This is a genomic window from Muricauda brasiliensis (genome assembly GCF_003057865.1).
GTDB lineage: Bacteria > Bacteroidota > Bacteroidia > Flavobacteriales > Flavobacteriaceae > Flagellimonas > Flagellimonas chongwuensis.
This window is the reverse complement of sequence record NZ_QBTW01000001.1, coordinates 50175-68923: the sequence shown is the minus strand read 5'-3', so window position 1 is coordinate 68923 and position 18749 is coordinate 50175. Positions and strand designations below refer to the sequence as shown.

The window sequence follows — 18749 nt, the reverse complement described above, 5'->3', positions numbered from 1 at the left end:
AACAGGATTTACGTAAAGTTACGCATCCAAACTCAAGAAACCAGATTTATCAAGGTCTCATAGACCATATCGGTAGGAAGTCCTACCACATTATTGTAAGACCCTTGGATTTCCGAGATGCCTATCATTCCTATCCACTCTTGAATACCGTAGGCTCCAGCTTTATCGAACGGTTGGCAAGTTTCAATATAGTAGTTGATTTCTTCATCCGATAAATCTTTCAATTTTACCCTAGTGATTCCACTAACAGTTTTTTGAAAATCCTTTGAAGTAAAACATACCGATGAAATTACTTCGTGCCAATCGCCAGATAGGGTACGCAGCATTTTAAATGCCTCGGCATGGTCTGCAGCTTTGGCCAAAGAAACACCGTTGTGCCAGACTACGGTATCCGAAGTAATCACGATGTCATGATTTTCTAGATTTTCTATAAAAGGGGTGGCCTTGAGTTTTGCTAAATACTCGGATATCTCTTTTCCCTGTAATTCTTTGGGATAAATTTCTTCTACAGATTTGGGTCGTACCTCAAAGTCAATTCCCAATTCTTCCAAAAACATTTTTCGTCTTGGTGAACCGGAGCCTAAAATGATTTTTTTGTCCTTGAGCTTCTCTTTGAGCGGATTTTTAGTCATTCTTGGCGCTAAAATTATCGTTCCAGTCCCCACGAACCTTTAAAACCTGTTCAATAATGTCTCGAACGCAGCCATCGCCACCATTTTTATGGGACACATAATCCGAAATTGCCTTTACCTCCGGCACCGCATTTTGTGGAGAAGTTGCAAGTGCGACCATTTTCATAGGAGGAATATCTGGCATGTCATCTCCCATGTAAACAACGGTTTGTGGGTCGATTCCATGAATCTCCATGTATTCTTCCAATGGCTCTTGCTTGTGGTGGGCACCCATATAAAAATCGGTAACCCCAAGACCTTTTAAGCGTTCTTTTACCCCTTGGTTGGTCCCGCCTGTAATTATGCAGACGTTGTATCCTTTTTGTATTGCAGTTTTTAGCGCATAGCCATCTTTAACACTCATTTTACGGAGCAATTCCCCATCAGTGGTGATCAAAACTGTTCCATCGGTAAATACGCCATCTACGTCAAATACAAAGGTGGTTATATTGCTCAATAGCTCTTTATAATTCTTTTTCATGCGCTTGTTTTATGGCTTGGCTCAATAATTTATAGAGTGTAATGTGTTCCTCTTTGTCCAAAAGCATCAGATGACTTTCCATACTCTTGATGTCGTTACGGCGTGCCGGACCTGTCTGTGCTTCTTTGGGCGACATAGTCTGGATTTTGCTCGCCGTTTCCATGATCAAAGGTTTCAATAAATCAAAAGAAAGGCCTTCTTCCAAACAAAGTTCTTCGCCAACACTGTAAAGGTAATTGGTGAAGTTGTTCACAAAAACGGCTGCAAGGTGCAATTTTTTTCGCTGTTCTGAGTCAATCTGATACACGTTTTCGGAAATGGATGTCGCCAAAGTCTTCAATGTTTTCAATGATTTTTCATCATTAGCTTCAACACAGAAGGGAACGGTCGAAAAATCAACTGCTTTATCTTTGGTAAAGGTCTGTAGCGGATAAAAAACACCTTTGTTGGTAGCTTTTATGGCATTCAAACCGATGGCTCCCGAAGTATGGGCTACGATTCTATTTGTATCCATCAAATATTGTGATACTTCCGAAATGGCATCGTCCTTAACCGCTATCACGTAGACATCTGCATCAGTTATGGCACCAAAATCATTGGAAATAGTGGAATACTCAGAAAATTGCTGTAATTCTTTCATATTGCGGCCCACAACCTGCACCACATCAACACTATCGGCTTTAGAAAAAGTCGTGTACAATTGTTTGGCGAGGTTTCCGGTCCCCAAAATCACAATCTTTAGCATGCCCAAAACTACAAATTTAGGGTAGATGGTTTATAGTGAGAATTAACAAATATGTGCGATTTTTATTGTTTTATGCAACAAGGAAGTTCTAAAAAGGCCGTATTTTTGCAAGCCGAAAGTAGACCGAATTTCCATGATCGATATTCTTAAGAAAACACTTTTTTCCACAAGACTTATGGCTGTTCTATTTTTGGTCTTTGCAGCAGCATTGGCCATGGGAACCTTTGTGGAAACCTGGTACAGTACCGAAACCGCTCGAATTTATATTTACAATACCACTTGGTTCGAGGCCATTATGGTCTTTTTTGTAATCAACTTTTTTGGAAATATCTACAGGTACCGATTGTTGCAATGGAAAAAGTGGCCAGTACTGATTCTTCACCTTTCGTGGATTCTGATTATTATTGGTGCTTTTGTAACGCGATATATCAGTTACGAGGGTATGATGCCCATTAGGGAAGGTGCTACTGAAAAAGTTTTTTATTCAGATAAAACCTATTTGACTGCTTTTGTTGATGGGGATATCAATGGAGAAACCAAACGAAGGGTTTTGGAAGATGATATTTTAGTGACTCCTGAGGGGAAACGTACCAGTCTGCCATGGAAATCCGATTTTAATGGACAACCATTTTCTATCTCTTATGTTGATTTTATACAGGGAGCGGAAGAAGGCTTGGTGCCCGATGAAAATGGAGCGGAATATTTACAAATTGTAGAAGCGGGCGACGGACAAAGACATGAACATTATTTAGAAAACGGGAAAATTGCCAGCATACATAACATCCTTTTCGCACTGAACAACGAAACCGACGGCGCCATCAATATTTTTTATGATGAAGCGAACGGTTATCAAATCAAATCTCCTTTTGAAGGGGATTTTATGCGCATGGCGGACCAGTTTAAGGGAACAGTAACCAGTGATAGCATTCAGCAATTACAACTACGTTCGCTCTACAACATGGGAGGTATGCAGTTTGTGGTACCCGAGCCATTGATCAAAGGTAGGTATGGAGTCGTCAAAGTTCCCGAGGAAGAAATTACCCCTGCAACACAAGACGCATTGGTGGTATCCATCTCTGCAAATGGGGAGACCAAAGAAGTGAAATTATTGGGAAGCAAAGGGACTGCCAACTTTTCCGATAAGATTAACGTTGGTGGCTTGGATTTTTCATTGAGCTATGGATCAAAAGTATACGAACTCCCTTTCTCCATTGAATTGAACGATTTTATAGCGGAAAAATATCCCGGAACAGAAGCGGGCTATGCTTCCTTTATGAGCAAGGTTACCGTGCACGACGATCGTCCTTTTGACTACGATATTTACATGAACCACGTGTTGGACCATAAGGGCTACCGTTTTTTTCAGGCAAATTTTGATCCGGACGAAAAAGGAACCGGGCTATCCGTAAACCACGACTGGTGGGGTACATGGATAACTTATATTGGATATTTTCTATTGTATATAGGTTTGATGGGTATTATGTTTTTTGGCAAAACCCGTTTCAGGGATTTACAGATCATGCTAAAAAAAATAAAGGAAAAGAAGGCTGCGTTGACCACAATTGCACTATTATTTGCCTTTGTATCTGTAAATGCACAAGATGCGCACGAACATTCAACCATACCCACTCAAAAACAAATAGATTCTGTAATCACCGCAACCACGGTGGCCAAAGAACATGCCGAAAAGTTTGGTGCCTTAGTAATACAGGATAATGAAGGACGTATGAAGCCCGTTAATACCTTCGCTTCCGAACTTTTACGAAAATTAAGTGGGGACGACAAGTACAAAGACCTTTCTGCAAATCAAGTCTTTTTGTCCATGATGTTGAACCCCGGCGTTTGGTACACTGCGGATTTTATTAAAGTGGGTAAATGGCAAAACGATAGCATTCGAAAAGTAATCGGAGTGCCTAAGGGCACGGATTTTGTAAAGGCCACTGATTTTTTCGATGAGAAAGGGGCTTATAAGTTGAGGCCTTATTTGGAAGAGGCTACTTCTAAAAACAACCCTTCAAATTTTGAACAAGACATCAAGAAAGTTGGGGAGCGGTTAAGTTTATTGGATGTCGCCTTGAGTGGTCAAATGGTGAAAATATTCCCATTGTTGAACGATGAGAACAACAAATGGATTTCTGCAATCGAGTATCGTGGTGGGGAATATCAGGTTCAGGATTCGCTTTATGCTAACTTTATCAGGAACGCAATGCCCTATTATCTGAATTCATTGCAGCAGTCGATTGTAACGGGTGACTATTCCCAACCAGATAAATTGTTGGAGGCCTTTAAGCAGAATCAAACCAACCACGGGGAGGAAATATTGCCATCGGATAACAAGATAAAAGTTGAGATCATCTACAATAAGTTAGATCTCTTTAACCGTCTGTACAAGTACTATGCAATGGTGGGATTGCTGTTGTTCTTTGTTTTGATAGCCAAGATTTTTAAGGAACGTAAAATTCTTGATGCTACGGCTTATGTGCTCAAGGGTACCATTATCATATTTTTTATCTGGCACACCATTGGATTGATTTTGCGTTGGTACATATCCGGTCACGCTCCATGGAGCGATGCTTATGAAAGCATACTTTACGTAGCATGGGCAACTATGGGAATTGGATTGGCATTGGGTAGAAAGAGTGAGTTGACCATAGCTTCCAGCGCATTTGTCACCTGTATGTTATTATGGGTAGCGCACCAAAGCTGGGTTGATCCCGCTATTGCCAATCTACAACCTGTTCTCGATAGTTATTGGTTAATGATCCACGTAGCTGTAATTGTGGGTAGTTATGGGCCGTTGACCGTAGGAATGATCTTGGGTGTTGTTGCCTTATTGTTGATGGTGCTTACCACCAAAAAGAACAAAAAGCGAATGGACATCAACATCAAGGAGCTTACCGTAATCAATGAACTCGCACTTACCGCAGGTTTAGTAATGCTAACCATAGGTAACTTTTTGGGAGGTCAGTGGGCCAATGAAAGTTGGGGCCGTTATTGGGGCTGGGACCCCAAGGAAACTTGGGCTTTGGTATCTATCATGATCTACGCCTTTGTTCTACATATGCGCCTTGTTCCGGGACTACGCGGAAAATGGATTTATAATTTTGCCAGTATTGTTGCCTATGCAAGTATTATGATGACCTACTTTGGGGTAAACTTCTATTTAGTAGGGCTGCACAGTTATGCCAGTGGTGACCAAGTAATAACCCCAAGCTTTGTGTGGTACACAGTACTCGGGGTCTTTATTTTGGGAGGTATCAGTTTTTGGCGGTACAAGGTACATTATGCCAAAAAATAGTTTATTGCTCCATTAAAAGCTTCATGATCTCTTCTGCAGCCACATTGCCTTTTTCTTTTAGGAAAGGCCTAGAGGTATTGTCTCCCAGCTCAAATACAATGGCGGGCATTCCGTGGTGTACATAAAAATACTTGCTGGAAACCATCGTCGGGTCGATTTCATCAGATGCGCTTACATTGGTCTTCTTTTGTGGTAGTCTTTGGCTGATGTTCTCTATCCAGTCGAAAATGATTTTTCCTTTTTTACCGGTTACCGTAGTATCAATAGGGTAGTAGATGTCGTCCCAAGTGGAGTGGAAGTCTGCTCCGAAAACAAAATCATACTCTTTATCCTTTTCTACGAGAAAATCTCGAACGTTTCTGGTCTCAGGCTGATTAAAGTTTTGCCAGTCCCTGTTCAAATCAATACCACCCATATTGTGTCTCCAATGTCCGTTATCGGCTCCGTCGGGATTCATTAAGGGCACCACAAAAACCGTGTGCTCTTGTCTAAACCCTTTGGCCAGTTCCGAATCGCCGGAAATGGTTTCGATGAAGGACTTCATAGCCAAGAAGCCTGTTACTTCAGGTGGGTGTTGTCTGGAAATAATCATAATTGCCTTTTTGGAATCCTTACTCTCATTGATTTCCATTAAGTACATGGTACGTTTCTCTTTTGAAAGACCGATTGGATAGTTCTCAATAAACGGTTTTTGGCTCAAGGAGTCCACCCATTCCTGCACTACAGATGATGTGTAAAGCTCTTGTGCGGTTATCCAAGTTGGATTTTCGGTCACACTGATGGTCAATTCCGCTGATTCTGGGGCCGCTTCGATACCAAATTCACCCTCGCCGGGATTGATGGCCTTAAATCTTGTGCTGTCCAGTGGAGTAAAGTTTCTTCCGTCGGTACTGATTTTTGGATAATATCTGCTTCTCGAATCTTGATAATTCAACTGAACCGTAATGTCGCGTGGTTTTTCTGACCAGACCTGAAAGGCGTACCATGGACTCACGTTGATCGGGGTATTTTCGGCGGTCACCCAAATAGTGTAGTGGTCGTTGCCATCATTGGCTACACCGTTCAATCGGGCACCATCAAACTTATTGGAAAAAAAAATGGTACTATCGTTGAAGGCCCAAACACCTCTCCATTGTTTTTGGATAGGTTTGTCAACCGTAGGTACAACTGGACTTTTTCCTTGCCCTTGGTACCCCGTTTTTTTTTCTGTTTTTGTGGTTTCTGAACTTTTTTTACAAGATGTAACGAGTGCCATGGAAGATAGCATTCCAATGACAATCAAACTTTTAATACGCATGGTTTTTGAACTATTTGAGTTGGTTTGGTTACGAAGGTAACGACATGAGTCGGAGTTCTAAATAAAAAATTTTTAATAATATATCGGATTTTTTTGCATATTTGCATCATCATGAAGCTATAAGAATTATGTACGCGATAGATGTCACCATTGGGGAAACCCGATTTATGTAACCGAACACTTTTCGGAAACTTGACATTTCACTTCTTTTTTTTACACGTAATTCTTAGATAATGACACATCAACATACAAATTCATTTAAAAAATTTATTCAGTATTTCTGGATAGCTATTTCTGGTAAAGAAACTGAGTTTACCACTGGAAGCATCCGAAAGGCCATTTTTATGCTTTCCATTCCCATGATCTTGGAAATGCTCATGGAATCAATCTTCGCACTGGTAGATATTGCCTATGTCTCCAAAGTGAGCGTTAATGCTGTTGCAACCATCGGTTTAACGGAATCCGTGATTACATTGGTCTACGCGCTTGCCATTGGCCTTAGTATGGCCGCCACGGCTGTTGTTGCCCGTAGGATTGGCGAAAAAGATGTTGACGGTGCACGTATTGCGGCCGTACAGGCTATTAGTCTAGGTGTGGTAATTTCCATTATCATTGGTATTGTCGGAATCATGTTTGCCAAGGATATTTTAGCATTAATGGGGGCAGAGCCCGATTTAATTGACGAAGGATATGGTTACACCCAATTTTTAATTGGAGGTAACATAACCGTGGTGCTATTGTTCTTGATCAATGCGATATTCCGTGGTGCAGGCAATGCATCCATTGCCATGTGGGCTTTAGTGCTCTCTAACGGACTCAACATTATTTTGGACCCCATGTTCATCTTTGGGTTTGGTCCAATTCCGGAAATGGGTGTAAAAGGTGCGGCCGTAGCTACTAATATCGGTAGGGGAACCGCGGTACTTTTTCAATTGGGGATTTTGTTCTTTGGTTGGGGCAAAATCAAACTAATGGCCAAGGACTTGGTTTTGAACTTTAAGGTGATGCTTAATTTGATTAAAGTTTCCTTGGGAGGTATCGCTCAATTCTTGATAGGAACCTCCAGTTGGATTTTCTTGATGCGCATTATGTCGGAGTTTGGAAGCGAAGTACTGGCAGGGTACACCATTGCCATTCGTGTAATGATGTTCACGTTGATGCCATCTTGGGGTATGAGCAATGCCGCTGCCACTTTGGTCGGTCAAAACCTCGGGGCAAAACAGCCGGATAGGGCCGAGCAGTCCGTTTGGAAAACAGGAAAGTACAACGCTTACTTTATGGGAACGGTTTCTTTGGTCTATCTAATTTTTGCCAATACCATAATATCGTGGTTCAATACAACGCCAGAAGTTGTAAAAAGCGGAGCGCTTTGTCTTCAGGTACTTGCGTTGGGATATGTATTTTATGCTTACGGTATGGTTATGACACAAGCTTTTAATGGAGCGGGGGATACAGGAACTCCCACCAAGATAAACTTGATTGCATTTTGGGTTTTCCAATTGCCATTGGCCTACATATCGGCTCTGGTTTTGGGATGGGGTGCGACCGGTGTTTTTGTCGCCATCACCGCGGCGGAAGTACTTATTGCGGTTTTGGCCATGGTATGGTTTAAAAAAGGGAATTGGAAGAAAGTCCAAGTATGATGGGTTTCGTATCTTTATCCTAAAGAAAACCAACATGAAAAACGATAAAAAAGGACTCAATACCATCTGCACCCACGTTGGGGAGTTGGAGGACAAGGAGTTCAAAGGAGCTGTTTCCCCTTTATATATGAGTACATCCTATCAATTTGAGGATGTAGACATCAAAAGATACCCAAGATATTACAACACGCCCAATCAAGAGGCATTGTGCAAAAAACTGGCAGCCTTGGAGCATACCGAGGCTGCTTTGATTTTTGGTAGTGGAATGGCCGCAATCAGTACCGCTCTGATGGCTTTTCTTCAAGCTGGGGACCATGTTGTGCTTCAGCAGACCATTTATGGCGGTACGTATCATTTTGCCGTTAGCCAATTCGAGAGATTTGGCATTGAGTACTCATTTACCACAGGTTGGGAAGTAGAAGATTTTGAGAAAGAAATCAAACCCAATACCAAAGTATTGTATTTAGAAACCCCATCAAACCCCTTATTGACCATTACTGATGTGAAAGGCGTGGCGGATTTGGCCAAGAAAAAAGGAATCTTATCAATGATCGACAATACCTTTGCCAGTCCCATCAACCAAAATCCAGTTGATTTTGGAATTGATGTAGTGGTGCACAGTGCCACCAAATATATGGGCGGACATTCCGATATCTGTGCCGGTGTTGTTGCGGCATCACAAGAAAACATGGACAAGGTTTGGCAAACTGCGATTTGTTTTGGAGGAAGCCTGAGCGATTATACCGTATGGTTATTGGATCGTAGTTTGAAAACCATGGCCATCCGGGTAAAGGCCCAAAATGAAAATGCCATGAAGATGGCCGAATACCTTCAGCATAACAATGATGTGGACAATGTATATTATCCGGGACTAAAAGACCATCCCGGGCACGAATTGGCCAAATCACAGATGAAAGGTTTTGGAGGCATGCTCTCTTTTGAATTGAACCCAGAAATAGATGCGTCCAGATTCTTTAAGGAGTTAAAATTGATCAAACCATCTATGAGTTTGGCAGGAATCGAAAGTACTGTGCTTTCGCCGACACAAACTTCACATGCATTGATGAGTCTGGAGGACAGAGCAAAACAGGGGATAAAGGATTCTTTGATTCGTTTTTCCCTTGGAATTGAGGAAACGGAAGATTTAATAGCGGATATTGAACAGGCAATAGCCAAGGTAAAATCCATGACCGTTACGGCTTAAGATTCTTATGAAGTTAGATATTTTAGTATTCGGAGCGCATCCAGATGATGCCGAACTGGGGGCAGGTGCCACCATAGCAAAGGAAGTTTCCAAAGGAAAAAAAGTAGGTATCGTGGATTTGACCCGTGGCGAACTCGGAACCCGGGGCTCTGCAGAGATCAGAGGCAAAGAAGCGACCAAGGCTGCAGAAATTTTAGGGGTGACCGTGCGTGAAAACATGGAATTTGCCGATGGTTTTTTTATGAACGATAAGTGGCATCAATTGGAATTGATCAAGATTATTAGAAAATATAGGCCGGAAATAGTGCTTTGCAATGCTATCGAGGACCGTCATATTGATCATGGCAAAGGAAGTAAACTGGTAAGCGATGCCTGCTTTTTAAGCGGTTTGATGAAAATTGAGACCAAAATGGACGGAGACGACCAGTGGCAAAAAGCTTGGAGACCGAAGTTGGTCTATCATTTTATCCAGTGGAAAAACCTGGAACCGGACTTTGTGGTTGATGTTTCTGGATTTATTGATACAAAGACCAAGGCCATAATGGCCTACGGGTCCCAATTTTATGATCCAGACAGCGAAGAACCGGAAACACCGATTAGTAGCAAAAACTTTACCGATAGTGTAAATTACCGTGCTAGAGATTTAGGTAGAATAATTGGTGTGGAATACGCGGAAGGCTTCACAGTGGAACGCTACATAGGTGTGGACAGCCTAGATGATTTGATCTAAGAGGCTTTTTGATATCTGTTTTGGGCCTTTGGAAGGGTAAAATAGAAGGTTGTGCCTTTACGGGGTATACTTTCTACCCAAATTTCACCATTGTTTTTGTGTACCATCTCCTTACATAGGGAAAGACCAAGTCCTGTCCCTTTTTCATTATTGGTACCATACGTCGTAATGTTGGAAGAATCCCGGAAAATGGTCCTTTGCACTTCAGCGGTCATACCAACACCGGTATCCCTAATGGAAATTTGCCACATATCGCCCTTCTCCTCGGCTTCAATAGTAATAAGCCCATTCTCTGGGGTGAATTTTATTGCGTTGCTTAAAATATTTCTTATTACAATATCAATTTGGTTGTTATCGGCCCAAATTCGTGGATTTTCAGGAAGTTGATTGATTATTTTTATGGATTTGCTCTGGGAAATCTCTGAAAGTAATTTAATATTATTGTTCACCAAATAGGACAAGGAAACCCTTTTTGGTTTGGTAACCACACCGTTAAGCTGGTTAAGCCCCCAAGAAAGAAGGTTGTTCAATGTAAAGGATATATTGTCCACATCCGTTTTTAGTTTAGGAATGAAGGAGACCAGTTCCTTTGTGGAGATATCTCCTTCCGTAAACATTTTCAAAATACCCTGTAGACCTCCGATGGGGCCGCGCAGGTCATGACCAATTATAGAGAAGAGCTTGGTGTTGGTTTTATTGATTTCATGCAACTGGGCTTCACGCTGGGTCACTGCCTGCGATTTGTCCTTAAGCTCTTTGTTCAGTTTTTTCTGAATATTTTCACTCCTTCTGATCACAAAAGTGATGATACTCAAAATCAAAAGTATGATAACGGAGAAATAGATGTAATTCCGTTGCTTGGCAAGAGCTTCTTCGTTGGCCTCGATTAATTCCTTTTTCTCTTGTTCGTACCCTAACTTGGTTTCCAACAGTGATAAACTTTGCTTGTTCTTGTCCATAAACAATGAATCGGACAAGGTCTTGAAAGATTCAAGATAGGACAGAGCTTCTGTATTGTCACCCTTTTTTTTGTAGACTTTGTACAACGTTTCAGAACAGTCTATTTGACCTTGCAAGGATTTGATCTTGTTGGACATGGCCAATCCTTTTTTCGCATATACCAAGGATAGGCTATCGTTTTCCAATCCAAAATATACTTTTGCCATACCATTCATCAACTGAATTTGAATACGGTCATCCTCAATCTGGTGTTTAAAGAGCATATCGCTTTGATCATACCAATAGAGGGCCCATTTGTATTTTTTTTGATCTAGATAAATATCTCCTTTCACTTGATAGGCATATGCAAGCCAGTCATAAATTTTATGCTTTTCAAACGTGACAATGCTTCTGTTGATATTGAACATTGCATTTTTATAGTCCTTGGCATCTTTATAAAGAGAAGCCATGTTACTCTGTGTTTCTGCATCCACGACCTCATTGCCCAAGTTTCTATTGAATTTTTGCACGGTGTCATAAAACATCAGTGCATTTTTAAAATCCTTTTGGTCAGCGTATAAGCCGGCGATGTTTTCGTTGAGTACAGATAGTGTTGATTGATCGTTGATTTCCCTGGCCAAATCTATTCCCTTAAGGTTAAGATTCAAGGCTTCCGCATAGTTTCCTTCAAAGCTATAGTTTTGGGCCATGGTATTAATGATGGACAATTCGGAATCTATGTCACCTATGTACTTGGCAAGTTCAAGTGCCTCTTTGAACATTGGAATGGCCTTGTCTCTGTTCCCCTTATTGTAATGGTAGGATCCCAGTGCGTTGAGTCCCCTGATAATGCCGTGGGGGTAGTTGATTTCCCTACTGTATTCCAGTGCTTTATTGGCGATGGAATATAAACTATCGCTGTCCAAATATTGATAAGAGAAAGCAAGGTCGGCCACAAGCTTGATATGGGTCGTATCCTTAGGGTTGAACCTATTGGTCGATTTGAGACTTTGTAGCTTGTAGGCCAAGCTATCTCTTTCGTTGGAAGATTGTGCTTGAACTGAGGACGAGGTACAGAGCAAAAGGGTGCAAACCACTATGGAATATAGTGTCTTTTTACGGTTGATTATGAGGTTTTTTTCTGACAGCACCCAGTTAAAAATATATGTGGCAAAAATAATTTGACAACACGATTTTGGAAATTAATTGTTGTGAAATGTTCAAAAATGTGTGTTTGGTCTTAAAAACGTGCTTTTTATCGGAAAATTATACCTCAAGGGATTTATAATTGACCATCACATTTTCAGAAGGTTGGAATGGCAAGAGATATGGATTGAAATAATAAATCACTGGAATTTTAAAAATATTTTGGTTGAATCATAACAAAAAAGTATTTTTGCATCCGCTTTAAATGGTGGTTGTAGCTCAGCTGGTTAGAGCGCTGGATTGTGGTTCCAGAGGTCGCCGGTTCGAACCCGGTCTTCCACCCTTTAGTTTGTAAAATCCCAAACCATTTTGGTTTGGGATTTTTTTTGTTTTTATCCTTAGATAATAAAAAAGCCCTCTATTTTGAGGGCTTTTATTCTTTTAAGCTTTCGGAGTTTAATCGGCAGCTTTATCCACCACCAATCTTAATGGCCTGTTGGCGATTTCCCAAGCCGTATGGAAAATAAGACGTGCCCGGTTTTCCAAAAGATCATAGTTTATCTTGTCCGGTGTATCGCTAGGGCGGTGGTAATCCGCGTGCGTACCATTAAAATAGAAAATGATCGGAATATTGTTCTTGGCAAAATTGTAGTGATCGCTTCGGTAATAAAAACGGTTGGGGTCGTTCTCATCATTATACGTGTAATCAAACTCAATATTGCTGTATTTTTTATTGACCTCTTCGGACAGATTGTGCAATTCTGTACTCAATTTATCCGAACCTATCAAATACAGGTAGTTTCTGGCTCCCTCATAGTTAGGATCAATTCTCCCTATCATATCAATATTTAGGTCTGCAACAGTATTCTCCAATGGAAAAACTGGGTCAACATCGGTATAATATCTAGAACCTAACAGACCTTTTTCCTCGCCTGTAACATGCAAGAATACTAGAGAACGTTTTGGGCCATTGCCCTCATCGGCAGCTTTTTTAAAGGCTTCGGCAATCTCAAGCAATGCAACGGTTCCAGAACCGTCATCATCGGCACCATTATTAATTTGTCCATCACCTGTTATTCCTATATGGTCCAAGTGTGAAGAAATAATCACATATTCATCAGGTTTTTCCGTTCCTTCAATAAAGGCGACAACGTTTTCCGAGTCTATTTGATCATTTCCGCTGGTGATATCCATTTCTATATCGGCAGAAATGGATTTGGGAACATTGTCCTCCTCAATATCACTTTTCAAGGCCTTTATGGCATCCTCATTTAAATAAATAAGGATTTCATCGGTACCATCGGCTGCCAGTTGCATTCTGCCACTATTGTTGTTTTTCATAAACTGAAAATAGCCTTGGAATCGAGGAAAGCTCAACATATCGTAATACAGTACACCGATTGCCCCTTTTTCTTTTGCAATGTCACGTTTTTTTCCAATCGCTTCGGAGGCGTTGCTCCAAACGGACTTTTCCATATTCCCTGTAATCACATAGTTTCCGCTATCATCTACAGGTTCGCCGGCTTTGATCAAAACAAACTTTCCTTTCACATCAATTCCACTATAGTCAGAATAGTCACCATCTTCTATACCATACCCGGCATAAACTACTGAATTATAGTTTCCTTTAGCTTGTGCAAAGGTCAATACATCTTCACCAACCTCAAAGGATGTACCGTTGATGCTTAAACTGCCTTCGGGAACTTTTGACACTTCCAAAGGGACCTTTTGAAAATAGTCGCCGCTGGATTGTGCAGCTGGAACATTTAAGGATTGGTAGTGTGCTTTAATGTATTCCACCGCTTTCTTTTGGCCGGGTGTACCAGTTTCCCTGCCTTCGAACTCGTCCGAAGCATAGGTGTATAAGTGCTCTTTGAGGTCGTCTTGAGTTATCGTTTCCGCATAGGGAACAGGGTCAACAACTGGTTTCGGAGCCTCTGAAACTGTTTTTTGTGAAGAATTGCAGGCTAAGGCCAAGCCCAAAACCAGTAAGGATAATTTTTTCATTCGTCTGTATTTTTCAAAATCTTCCAAAAATAGTCAAAAGTTTGATAAAGAAATCCCTTTGTTCCGATTAACATTTTCAAGGCCTTTATGTATCTTGGCTGCTCTTTTGATGAATACCTTAAAGTTTGGTGATGGGCAAGAACAAAAGTGTTGTTGTGGTCGGTGGTGGAATCGTGGGACTTTCCACCGCATACTATTTACATAAGGCAGGACACGTGGTAACCGTTTTGGACAAATCGGATATTACTTCCGGGGCTTCCTTCGTAAATGCAGGATACCTTACCCCGAGCCATATTGTTTCCTTGGCTTCACCGGGGATGATTACGCAGGGGTTGAAATATATGTTCAATTCTTCCAGTCCTTTTTATATGAAGCCGCGGTTAGACTTGGATTTTTTACGATGGACCTTATATTTCAAAAAATCGTCAACCAAGGCCAAGGTAGAAAAGGCAATGCCCGTTATTAGGGATATCAACCTTTTGAGCAGGGAGTTATATGAGGGCATTCGGGCTTCCGGTGATCTAGGGGATTTTAACATTGGAGCTCAAGGTTTGATGATGGTCTACCAGACCAATAAGGCGTTCGACCATGAAATGGAAGTTGTAAAAAAAGGAGCTGAAATGGGTTTAGTTGGAAAGCATCTTTCAAAAGAGGAACTTAAAAAGATAGAACCAGGGGTTGATTTTAATGCGGAGGGTGCCATACTTTGGGAATGTGACAGGCACACCACACCACCTTTGATCATGAAAAGGATGGTGGAATATTTGCAAAGGTCCGGTGTGGCTATCCATAAAAATGAAGAGGTTACAGATATATCTGTATCAGAAGGAAAAGTTTCCGAGGTAAAGACAGCAAGCACATCCTATAAAGCTGATGAAGTTGTTTTTGCCGCGGGGTCTTGGACATCAGAACTTTCGAGAAAATTAAATCTGAAATTGCCGTTGCAGGCCGGGAAGGGATATCGAATCAATGTAGAAGAACCTACAAACATTACAATGCCCGCCATATTAATGGAGAAAAAGATTGCTGTAACCCCAATGGAGGGCTTTACCCGTTTTGCGGGGACCATGGAGTTTTCCGGTATCAATCATACTATCCGAAAAGAGAGGGTAGAGGCCATTGCTAAGGGCGTTGAACATTATTACAAGGGACTTCAAATTCCGGAAAAGGCAAAAAAGAATGCAAAATGTGGACTTCGTCCCGTATCACCTGATGGTCTTCCCTACATTGGAAAGCCAAAGAATTTAAGTAACCTTACTGTTGCTACAGGCCATGCCATGATGGGATGGAGCCTTGGACCTGCCACAGGCAAATTGGTTACCGAAATTATATCTGGGATCAAAACTTCTATGGATATTTCCCCATTTAATCCCCTGCGTAAATTTTAAGAAATTTCTTGTTGATTCTGGCAGGATATATGCGGTTCAGATTTTTCAGTTGAATTTTTTACAAGTAATTTTACAGCATGAAAAAACACTACACCATCTTTTCCCTTTTTTCATTGATACAGGTGCTTGGACTTTGGTCCCAAGAAATCCAAATTTTCAAAGTAGAGGATTTTGACCTTAAAGGCCCTGTAAAGTCATGCTTGGTAACCACGGACTACGGCAAGGAACTTTTCGAGTTCAATCGTGATGGCACATTGACAAGGACCATAACCCAGTACAACGACACCGACCAGGATATTACCTATTATAAATATGATAATGGAGAGTTAATGGAGAAGCGAATGGAAAGTTATAAGGGCAAGGTTTTGGACGAGTCTACTTCCATGGCCAATTTCTATGAGATTGATACCGTTCCCAACAGAAAGGTTATCGAAAAAATCATCTCATACGACAAACAGTTCTTGGAGCAGCAACAATACCATTATGATGACGAAGGGAAATTGATAAAAATGATTTCCTCAAACGATGAAGGGGTTGATGAGACTACTTTCGAATACTCCCAGGTAAAGAACGAGCAAACAGTGAGCACTTTTACCAATGGAATTTTGCAGAAAACCGTGAGAACCTCTACCAAAAAGGGACCAAATGGTACCCAAAAGGTTGTGTTGACCAAAGAATATATCGACGGTGGGCCCAATACTGCCTTGGAAGAAGTTTTTAATGCAGACGGAAAAGTGGTGACCAGCGAAGACTTTTTATACGACGTAGCAGGGAAAGAATTTGTATCGCAGAAAAAGAGATTTTACTATTATACTGATGGTAAGTTGAGCAGAATGGTGAAAAAAACAGTGAACACAGAATCTACCGATAAATACATTTTTCAGTTCGATAATCACACACCGAGCAATTGGGTAAAACAAATTGTAACGCCCAATAACACATATATTACAAGGAATATCGAATATTATGAAGAAGAAACGGCAAACCAAGAGACAAATAATTAAACTTATTTCGTCAGTCCTTCAATAATTTCAGGCTTCACTTCGTGTCCACCCTCAAAAACCAAGGTTTGTGCTTTGTTTTGAAACAGTCTGTCAATTTTCACTTTTTCACCTTTTAATCTATCCGGTGTCAAAAACTCATCTTGATTGCCATAAACTATCTTAATCTTTGTGGCGTCGAAATCCATAAAATCAAAATCCTCGGGCTTTAATTCATTAGGAATGCCCCCGGCATATAATGCAACTAATTTACAATTCGCCTTTTTGCTGGCTAGCCATCGGGTAGCTACGGAAACTCCTTGCGAAAATCCAAAGAGAATAAGGTTTACATCTTTTGGTATGCTCTCGGCTTCAAGCACTGCATCAATATAATTAAGGACATTTTTTACTTCTGCAGCCGTGTTTTCTTTGGTCAACCAACTGGCACCAACATATTTGTACTCATTTTTCAGATAGTATTTGGACGGTGCTTGGGGAACGATAATGTAGTTTTCATCAGTATTTAATCCCTTAAAATATTTCACAAAATAGCGGCTCAAATAGCCTATTCCATGAAAAACCAACCATACATTCTTGGTTTTGGAGGTTAAATCGTTCTGGGTCAGGTATGTGTTTTCGGCAGTGTAAGTAACAGTCTTCTCGGTATTGGACATGTTTAAAATTGCTTATTTAGATATTGGCAAAGCTTTATGTAATTTTACAAAAAAGTAGAAGGATGAACGAGCATAAAGAGAAGATTCTGTCTGTTTGCAACGAAATTTGCAAGGGCACATTAATGGAAACATTGGATATTACCTATATTGATGTTGGGGAAAACTTTCTCTTGGCCAAAATGCCGGTCACGCCCAAAGTTCACCAACCCGATGGCGTTCTACATGGAGGAGCATCGGTGGCTTTGGCTGAAAGCGTGGGAAGCGCCGCATCCTATATTTTCTTGGACGGACAAAAGTTTTTTGTTCGTGGAATCGAAATTGCGGCAAACCATGTCCGTTCCATAAAGGAAGGCTTTGTATATGCCAAGGCATCCATTCTTCACAAAGGGCGAACCACTCAACTGTGGGAGATAAGAATCACCGACGAGGAGGACCGTTTGATTTCCAACTGTAAATTGACCACCATTGCGCTACCCAAAAACTAAGGATTATCAGGAGATATGGGATAGGGCAGAGGCCAGTCTCGAAGAAGGCTTGCCTTTTGCGTTGTACAGAAAACCTGATGAAATTGAAATTCACGGCGTTTTTCAGTCGAATAATACACTACATCACTCCAAAGATTTTACAGAGAAAGGCTTCGTTTTTGCACCGTTCAATTCAGAAAGCAACGCAGTCCTTATCCAGCCGGATAATGTGTTGGAGGGAAGTTTCAGAACCGAAAACGAACCATCCACAAAGACTATTTCTCTGGATGAATCAGGGAAAGGAGCCCATATGGATTTGGTAAGGAATGGCATCAAGGAAATTGAAAAAGGAAGGTTGCAAAAAGTAGTGCTCTCAAGAAAAATCGAGGTGCCCATTTCCAAGTCACCTCTGGAAATATTCGAAACACTTCTCAATACCTACCCAAACGCATTTGGGTATCTTTTTTACCACCCCAAAGTTGGAACGTGGTGCGGGGCAACTCCAGAAACATTGGTGAAGATAAAAGATAAGAAATTACAGACCATGTCGTTGGCCGCTACCTTACCCTATGTCGATAACAAAAAGCCCGATTGGGGTGACAAAGAAATCGAGGAACAACAGATGGTCTCCGAGTATATTGGCGATAAATTGGCCCATACCATGGAACGTTTGGAAATAGATGAAGCAGAGTCCGTACGAGCCGGTAACTTATGGCATTTGCGCTCGGAGGTAAGCGGAACCATGCTGCCTAACCTAAAGGTTAAGGAAGTAATCAAGGCTTTACATCCAACCCCTGCCGTATGCGGAATTCCAACCAAAGAGGCACAGCAATTTATACAGGCCAACGAAAATTACCAAAGAACCTTCTACACGGGCTTTTTGGGAGAGTTGAATCTACGGGCTCAAGGAGAGCTGTCCCTATTCGTCAACCTACGGTGTATGCAGTTGGAGACTGATATTGCTTCTATTTTTGTTGGTGGCGGAATCACGGAAGCATCTGATCCTGAAAGCGAATGGATAGAGACCCAGAACAAGAGCAAGACTATGCTGGGTGTTCTGTAAATTGATGCTGGTTATTTAG

15 protein-coding genes and 1 tRNA gene are annotated in these 18749 nt (G+C 41.2%); 9 read left to right on the top strand and 7 right to left on the bottom strand.

What is annotated here, in order from left to right; translation table 11 throughout:
- Positions 1-32: 32 nt before the first annotated feature.
- Genes DCK90_RS00325 through DCK90_RS00315 form a run of 3 tightly spaced genes read right to left on the bottom strand, consistent with a single transcriptional unit; the run spans position 33 to position 1897 of the window.
- Positions 33-632, bottom strand: a complete 600-nt coding sequence (locus DCK90_RS00325) for a Maf family nucleotide pyrophosphatase (protein ID WP_199912628.1) — start codon at positions 630-632, stop codon at positions 33-35.
- Positions 625-1152 carry a KdsC family phosphatase gene (locus DCK90_RS00320; protein WP_108244182.1) on the bottom strand — a complete coding sequence of 176 codons (528 nt, stop codon included), beginning with the start codon at positions 1150-1152 and terminating at the stop codon, positions 625-627. Before DCK90_RS00320 ends, DCK90_RS00325 begins: the two co-directional genes overlap by 8 nt.
- Entirely contained in the window at positions 1136-1897 is a 762-nt protein-coding gene (locus DCK90_RS00315) for a Rossmann-like and DUF2520 domain-containing protein (protein WP_108244181.1), read from the bottom strand. Before DCK90_RS00315 ends, DCK90_RS00320 begins: the two co-directional genes overlap by 17 nt.
- A gap of 133 nt (positions 1898-2030) precedes the next feature.
- Between DCK90_RS00315 and ccsA the strand changes: the two genes are divergently transcribed.
- Positions 2031-5195, top strand: coding sequence for a cytochrome c biogenesis protein (gene ccsA, locus DCK90_RS00310; RefSeq protein WP_108244180.1), 3165 nt, complete (start codon positions 2031-2033; stop codon positions 5193-5195).
- 1 nt (position 5196) lies between these two features.
- Here ccsA and DCK90_RS00305 read toward each other — a convergent pair whose 3' ends face one another.
- A complete protein-coding gene (locus DCK90_RS00305; RefSeq protein ID WP_108244179.1) occupies positions 5197-6492 on the bottom strand; it encodes a M14 family metallopeptidase in 1296 nt (431 codons plus the stop codon).
- A gap of 233 nt (positions 6493-6725) precedes the next feature.
- Here DCK90_RS00305 and DCK90_RS00300 point away from each other — a divergent pair, with 233 nt between their 5' ends.
- From DCK90_RS00300 to bshB1, 3 genes are read left to right on the top strand one after another with little or no spacing between them, the layout of a single operon-like run.
- Complete coding sequence (locus DCK90_RS00300; protein WP_108244178.1) at positions 6726-8135, top strand: MATE family efflux transporter; 1410 nt, start codon at positions 6726-6728, stop codon at positions 8133-8135.
- Between the two features lie 34 nt (positions 8136-8169).
- Positions 8170-9339, top strand: coding sequence for a trans-sulfuration enzyme family protein (locus DCK90_RS00295; RefSeq protein ID WP_108244437.1), 1170 nt, complete (start codon positions 8170-8172; stop codon positions 9337-9339).
- A 7-nt stretch (positions 9340-9346) separates the two neighbouring features.
- Entirely contained in the window at positions 9347-10069 is a 723-nt protein-coding gene (gene bshB1 / locus DCK90_RS00290; RefSeq protein ID WP_108244177.1) for a bacillithiol biosynthesis deacetylase BshB1, read from the top strand.
- Here bshB1 and DCK90_RS00285 read toward each other — a convergent pair.
- Positions 10066-12159, bottom strand: coding sequence for an ATP-binding protein (locus DCK90_RS00285; protein ID WP_108244176.1), 2094 nt, complete (start codon positions 12157-12159; stop codon positions 10066-10068). The genes bshB1 and DCK90_RS00285 overlap by 4 nt on opposite strands.
- A 262-nt stretch (positions 12160-12421) precedes the next feature.
- On the opposite strand from DCK90_RS00285, the gene DCK90_RS00280 reads away from it, so the two are divergent.
- Positions 12422-12497 (top strand) — tRNA-His (locus DCK90_RS00280).
- A 113-nt stretch (positions 12498-12610) separates the two neighbouring features.
- On the opposite strand, the gene DCK90_RS00275 is transcribed toward DCK90_RS00280, so the two are convergent.
- A complete protein-coding gene (locus tag DCK90_RS00275; protein WP_108244175.1) occupies positions 12611-14161 on the bottom strand; it encodes a M28 family peptidase in 1551 nt (516 codons plus the stop codon).
- Between the two features lie 131 nt (positions 14162-14292).
- Between DCK90_RS00275 and DCK90_RS00270 the strand changes: the two genes are divergently transcribed.
- The gene (locus tag DCK90_RS00270; RefSeq protein ID WP_108244174.1) at positions 14293-15549 is read left to right on the top strand and encodes an NAD(P)/FAD-dependent oxidoreductase; all 1257 of its coding nucleotides are present in this window, start codon (positions 14293-14295) and stop codon (positions 15547-15549) included.
- 77 nt (positions 15550-15626) lie between these two features.
- Complete coding sequence (locus tag DCK90_RS00265; RefSeq protein WP_108244173.1) at positions 15627-16553, top strand: hypothetical protein; 927 nt, start codon at positions 15627-15629, stop codon at positions 16551-16553.
- Between the two features lie 2 nt (positions 16554-16555).
- On the opposite strand, the gene DCK90_RS00260 is transcribed toward DCK90_RS00265, so the two are convergent.
- Entirely contained in the window at positions 16556-17203 is a 648-nt protein-coding gene (locus tag DCK90_RS00260) for an alpha/beta hydrolase (RefSeq protein WP_108244172.1), read from the bottom strand.
- 62 nt (positions 17204-17265) lie between these two features.
- On the opposite strand from DCK90_RS00260, the gene DCK90_RS00255 reads away from it, so the two are divergent.
- Complete coding sequence (locus tag DCK90_RS00255; protein ID WP_108244171.1) at positions 17266-17688, top strand: PaaI family thioesterase; 423 nt, start codon at positions 17266-17268, stop codon at positions 17686-17688.
- Entirely contained in the window at positions 17669-18730 is a 1062-nt protein-coding gene (locus DCK90_RS00250; RefSeq protein WP_234414534.1) for a chorismate-binding protein, read from the top strand. The genes DCK90_RS00255 and DCK90_RS00250 overlap by 20 nt, the downstream gene beginning before the upstream one ends.
- The last annotated feature ends 19 nt before the right edge of the window (positions 18731-18749 follow it).

What these genes read in the sequence shown, in the direction of transcription:
- DCK90_RS00325 (WP_199912628.1), bottom strand. Translation starts at nt 632, where the DNA reads ATGACTAAAAATCCGCTCAAAGAGAAGCTCAAGGACAAAAAAATCATT.
- ccsA (WP_108244180.1), top strand. Translation starts at nt 2,031, where the DNA reads ATGATCGATATTCTTAAGAAAACACTTTTTTCCACAAGACTTATGGCT.
- DCK90_RS00275 (WP_108244175.1), bottom strand. Translation starts at nt 14,161, where the DNA reads ATGAAAAAATTATCCTTACTGGTTTTGGGCTTGGCCTTAGCCTGCAAT.
- DCK90_RS00295 (WP_108244437.1), top strand. Translation starts at nt 8,170, where the DNA reads ATGAAAAACGATAAAAAAGGACTCAATACCATCTGCACCCACGTTGGG.
- DCK90_RS00320 (WP_108244182.1), bottom strand. Translation starts at nt 1,152, where the DNA reads ATGAAAAAGAATTATAAAGAGCTATTGAGCAATATAACCACCTTTGTA.
- DCK90_RS00270 (WP_108244174.1), top strand. Translation starts at nt 14,293, where the DNA reads ATGGGCAAGAACAAAAGTGTTGTTGTGGTCGGTGGTGGAATCGTGGGA.
- DCK90_RS00265 (WP_108244173.1), top strand. Translation starts at nt 15,627, where the DNA reads ATGAAAAAACACTACACCATCTTTTCCCTTTTTTCATTGATACAGGTG.
- DCK90_RS00305 (WP_108244179.1), bottom strand. Translation starts at nt 6,492, where the DNA reads ATGCGTATTAAAAGTTTGATTGTCATTGGAATGCTATCTTCCATGGCA.
- DCK90_RS00255 (WP_108244171.1), top strand. Translation starts at nt 17,266, where the DNA reads ATGAACGAGCATAAAGAGAAGATTCTGTCTGTTTGCAACGAAATTTGC.
- DCK90_RS00260 (WP_108244172.1), bottom strand. Translation starts at nt 17,203, where the DNA reads ATGTCCAATACCGAGAAGACTGTTACTTACACTGCCGAAAACACATAC.
- DCK90_RS00300 (WP_108244178.1), top strand. Translation starts at nt 6,726, where the DNA reads ATGACACATCAACATACAAATTCATTTAAAAAATTTATTCAGTATTTC.
- DCK90_RS00315 (WP_108244181.1), bottom strand. Translation starts at nt 1,897, where the DNA reads ATGCTAAAGATTGTGATTTTGGGGACCGGAAACCTCGCCAAACAATTG.
- bshB1 (WP_108244177.1), top strand. Translation starts at nt 9,347, where the DNA reads ATGAAGTTAGATATTTTAGTATTCGGAGCGCATCCAGATGATGCCGAA.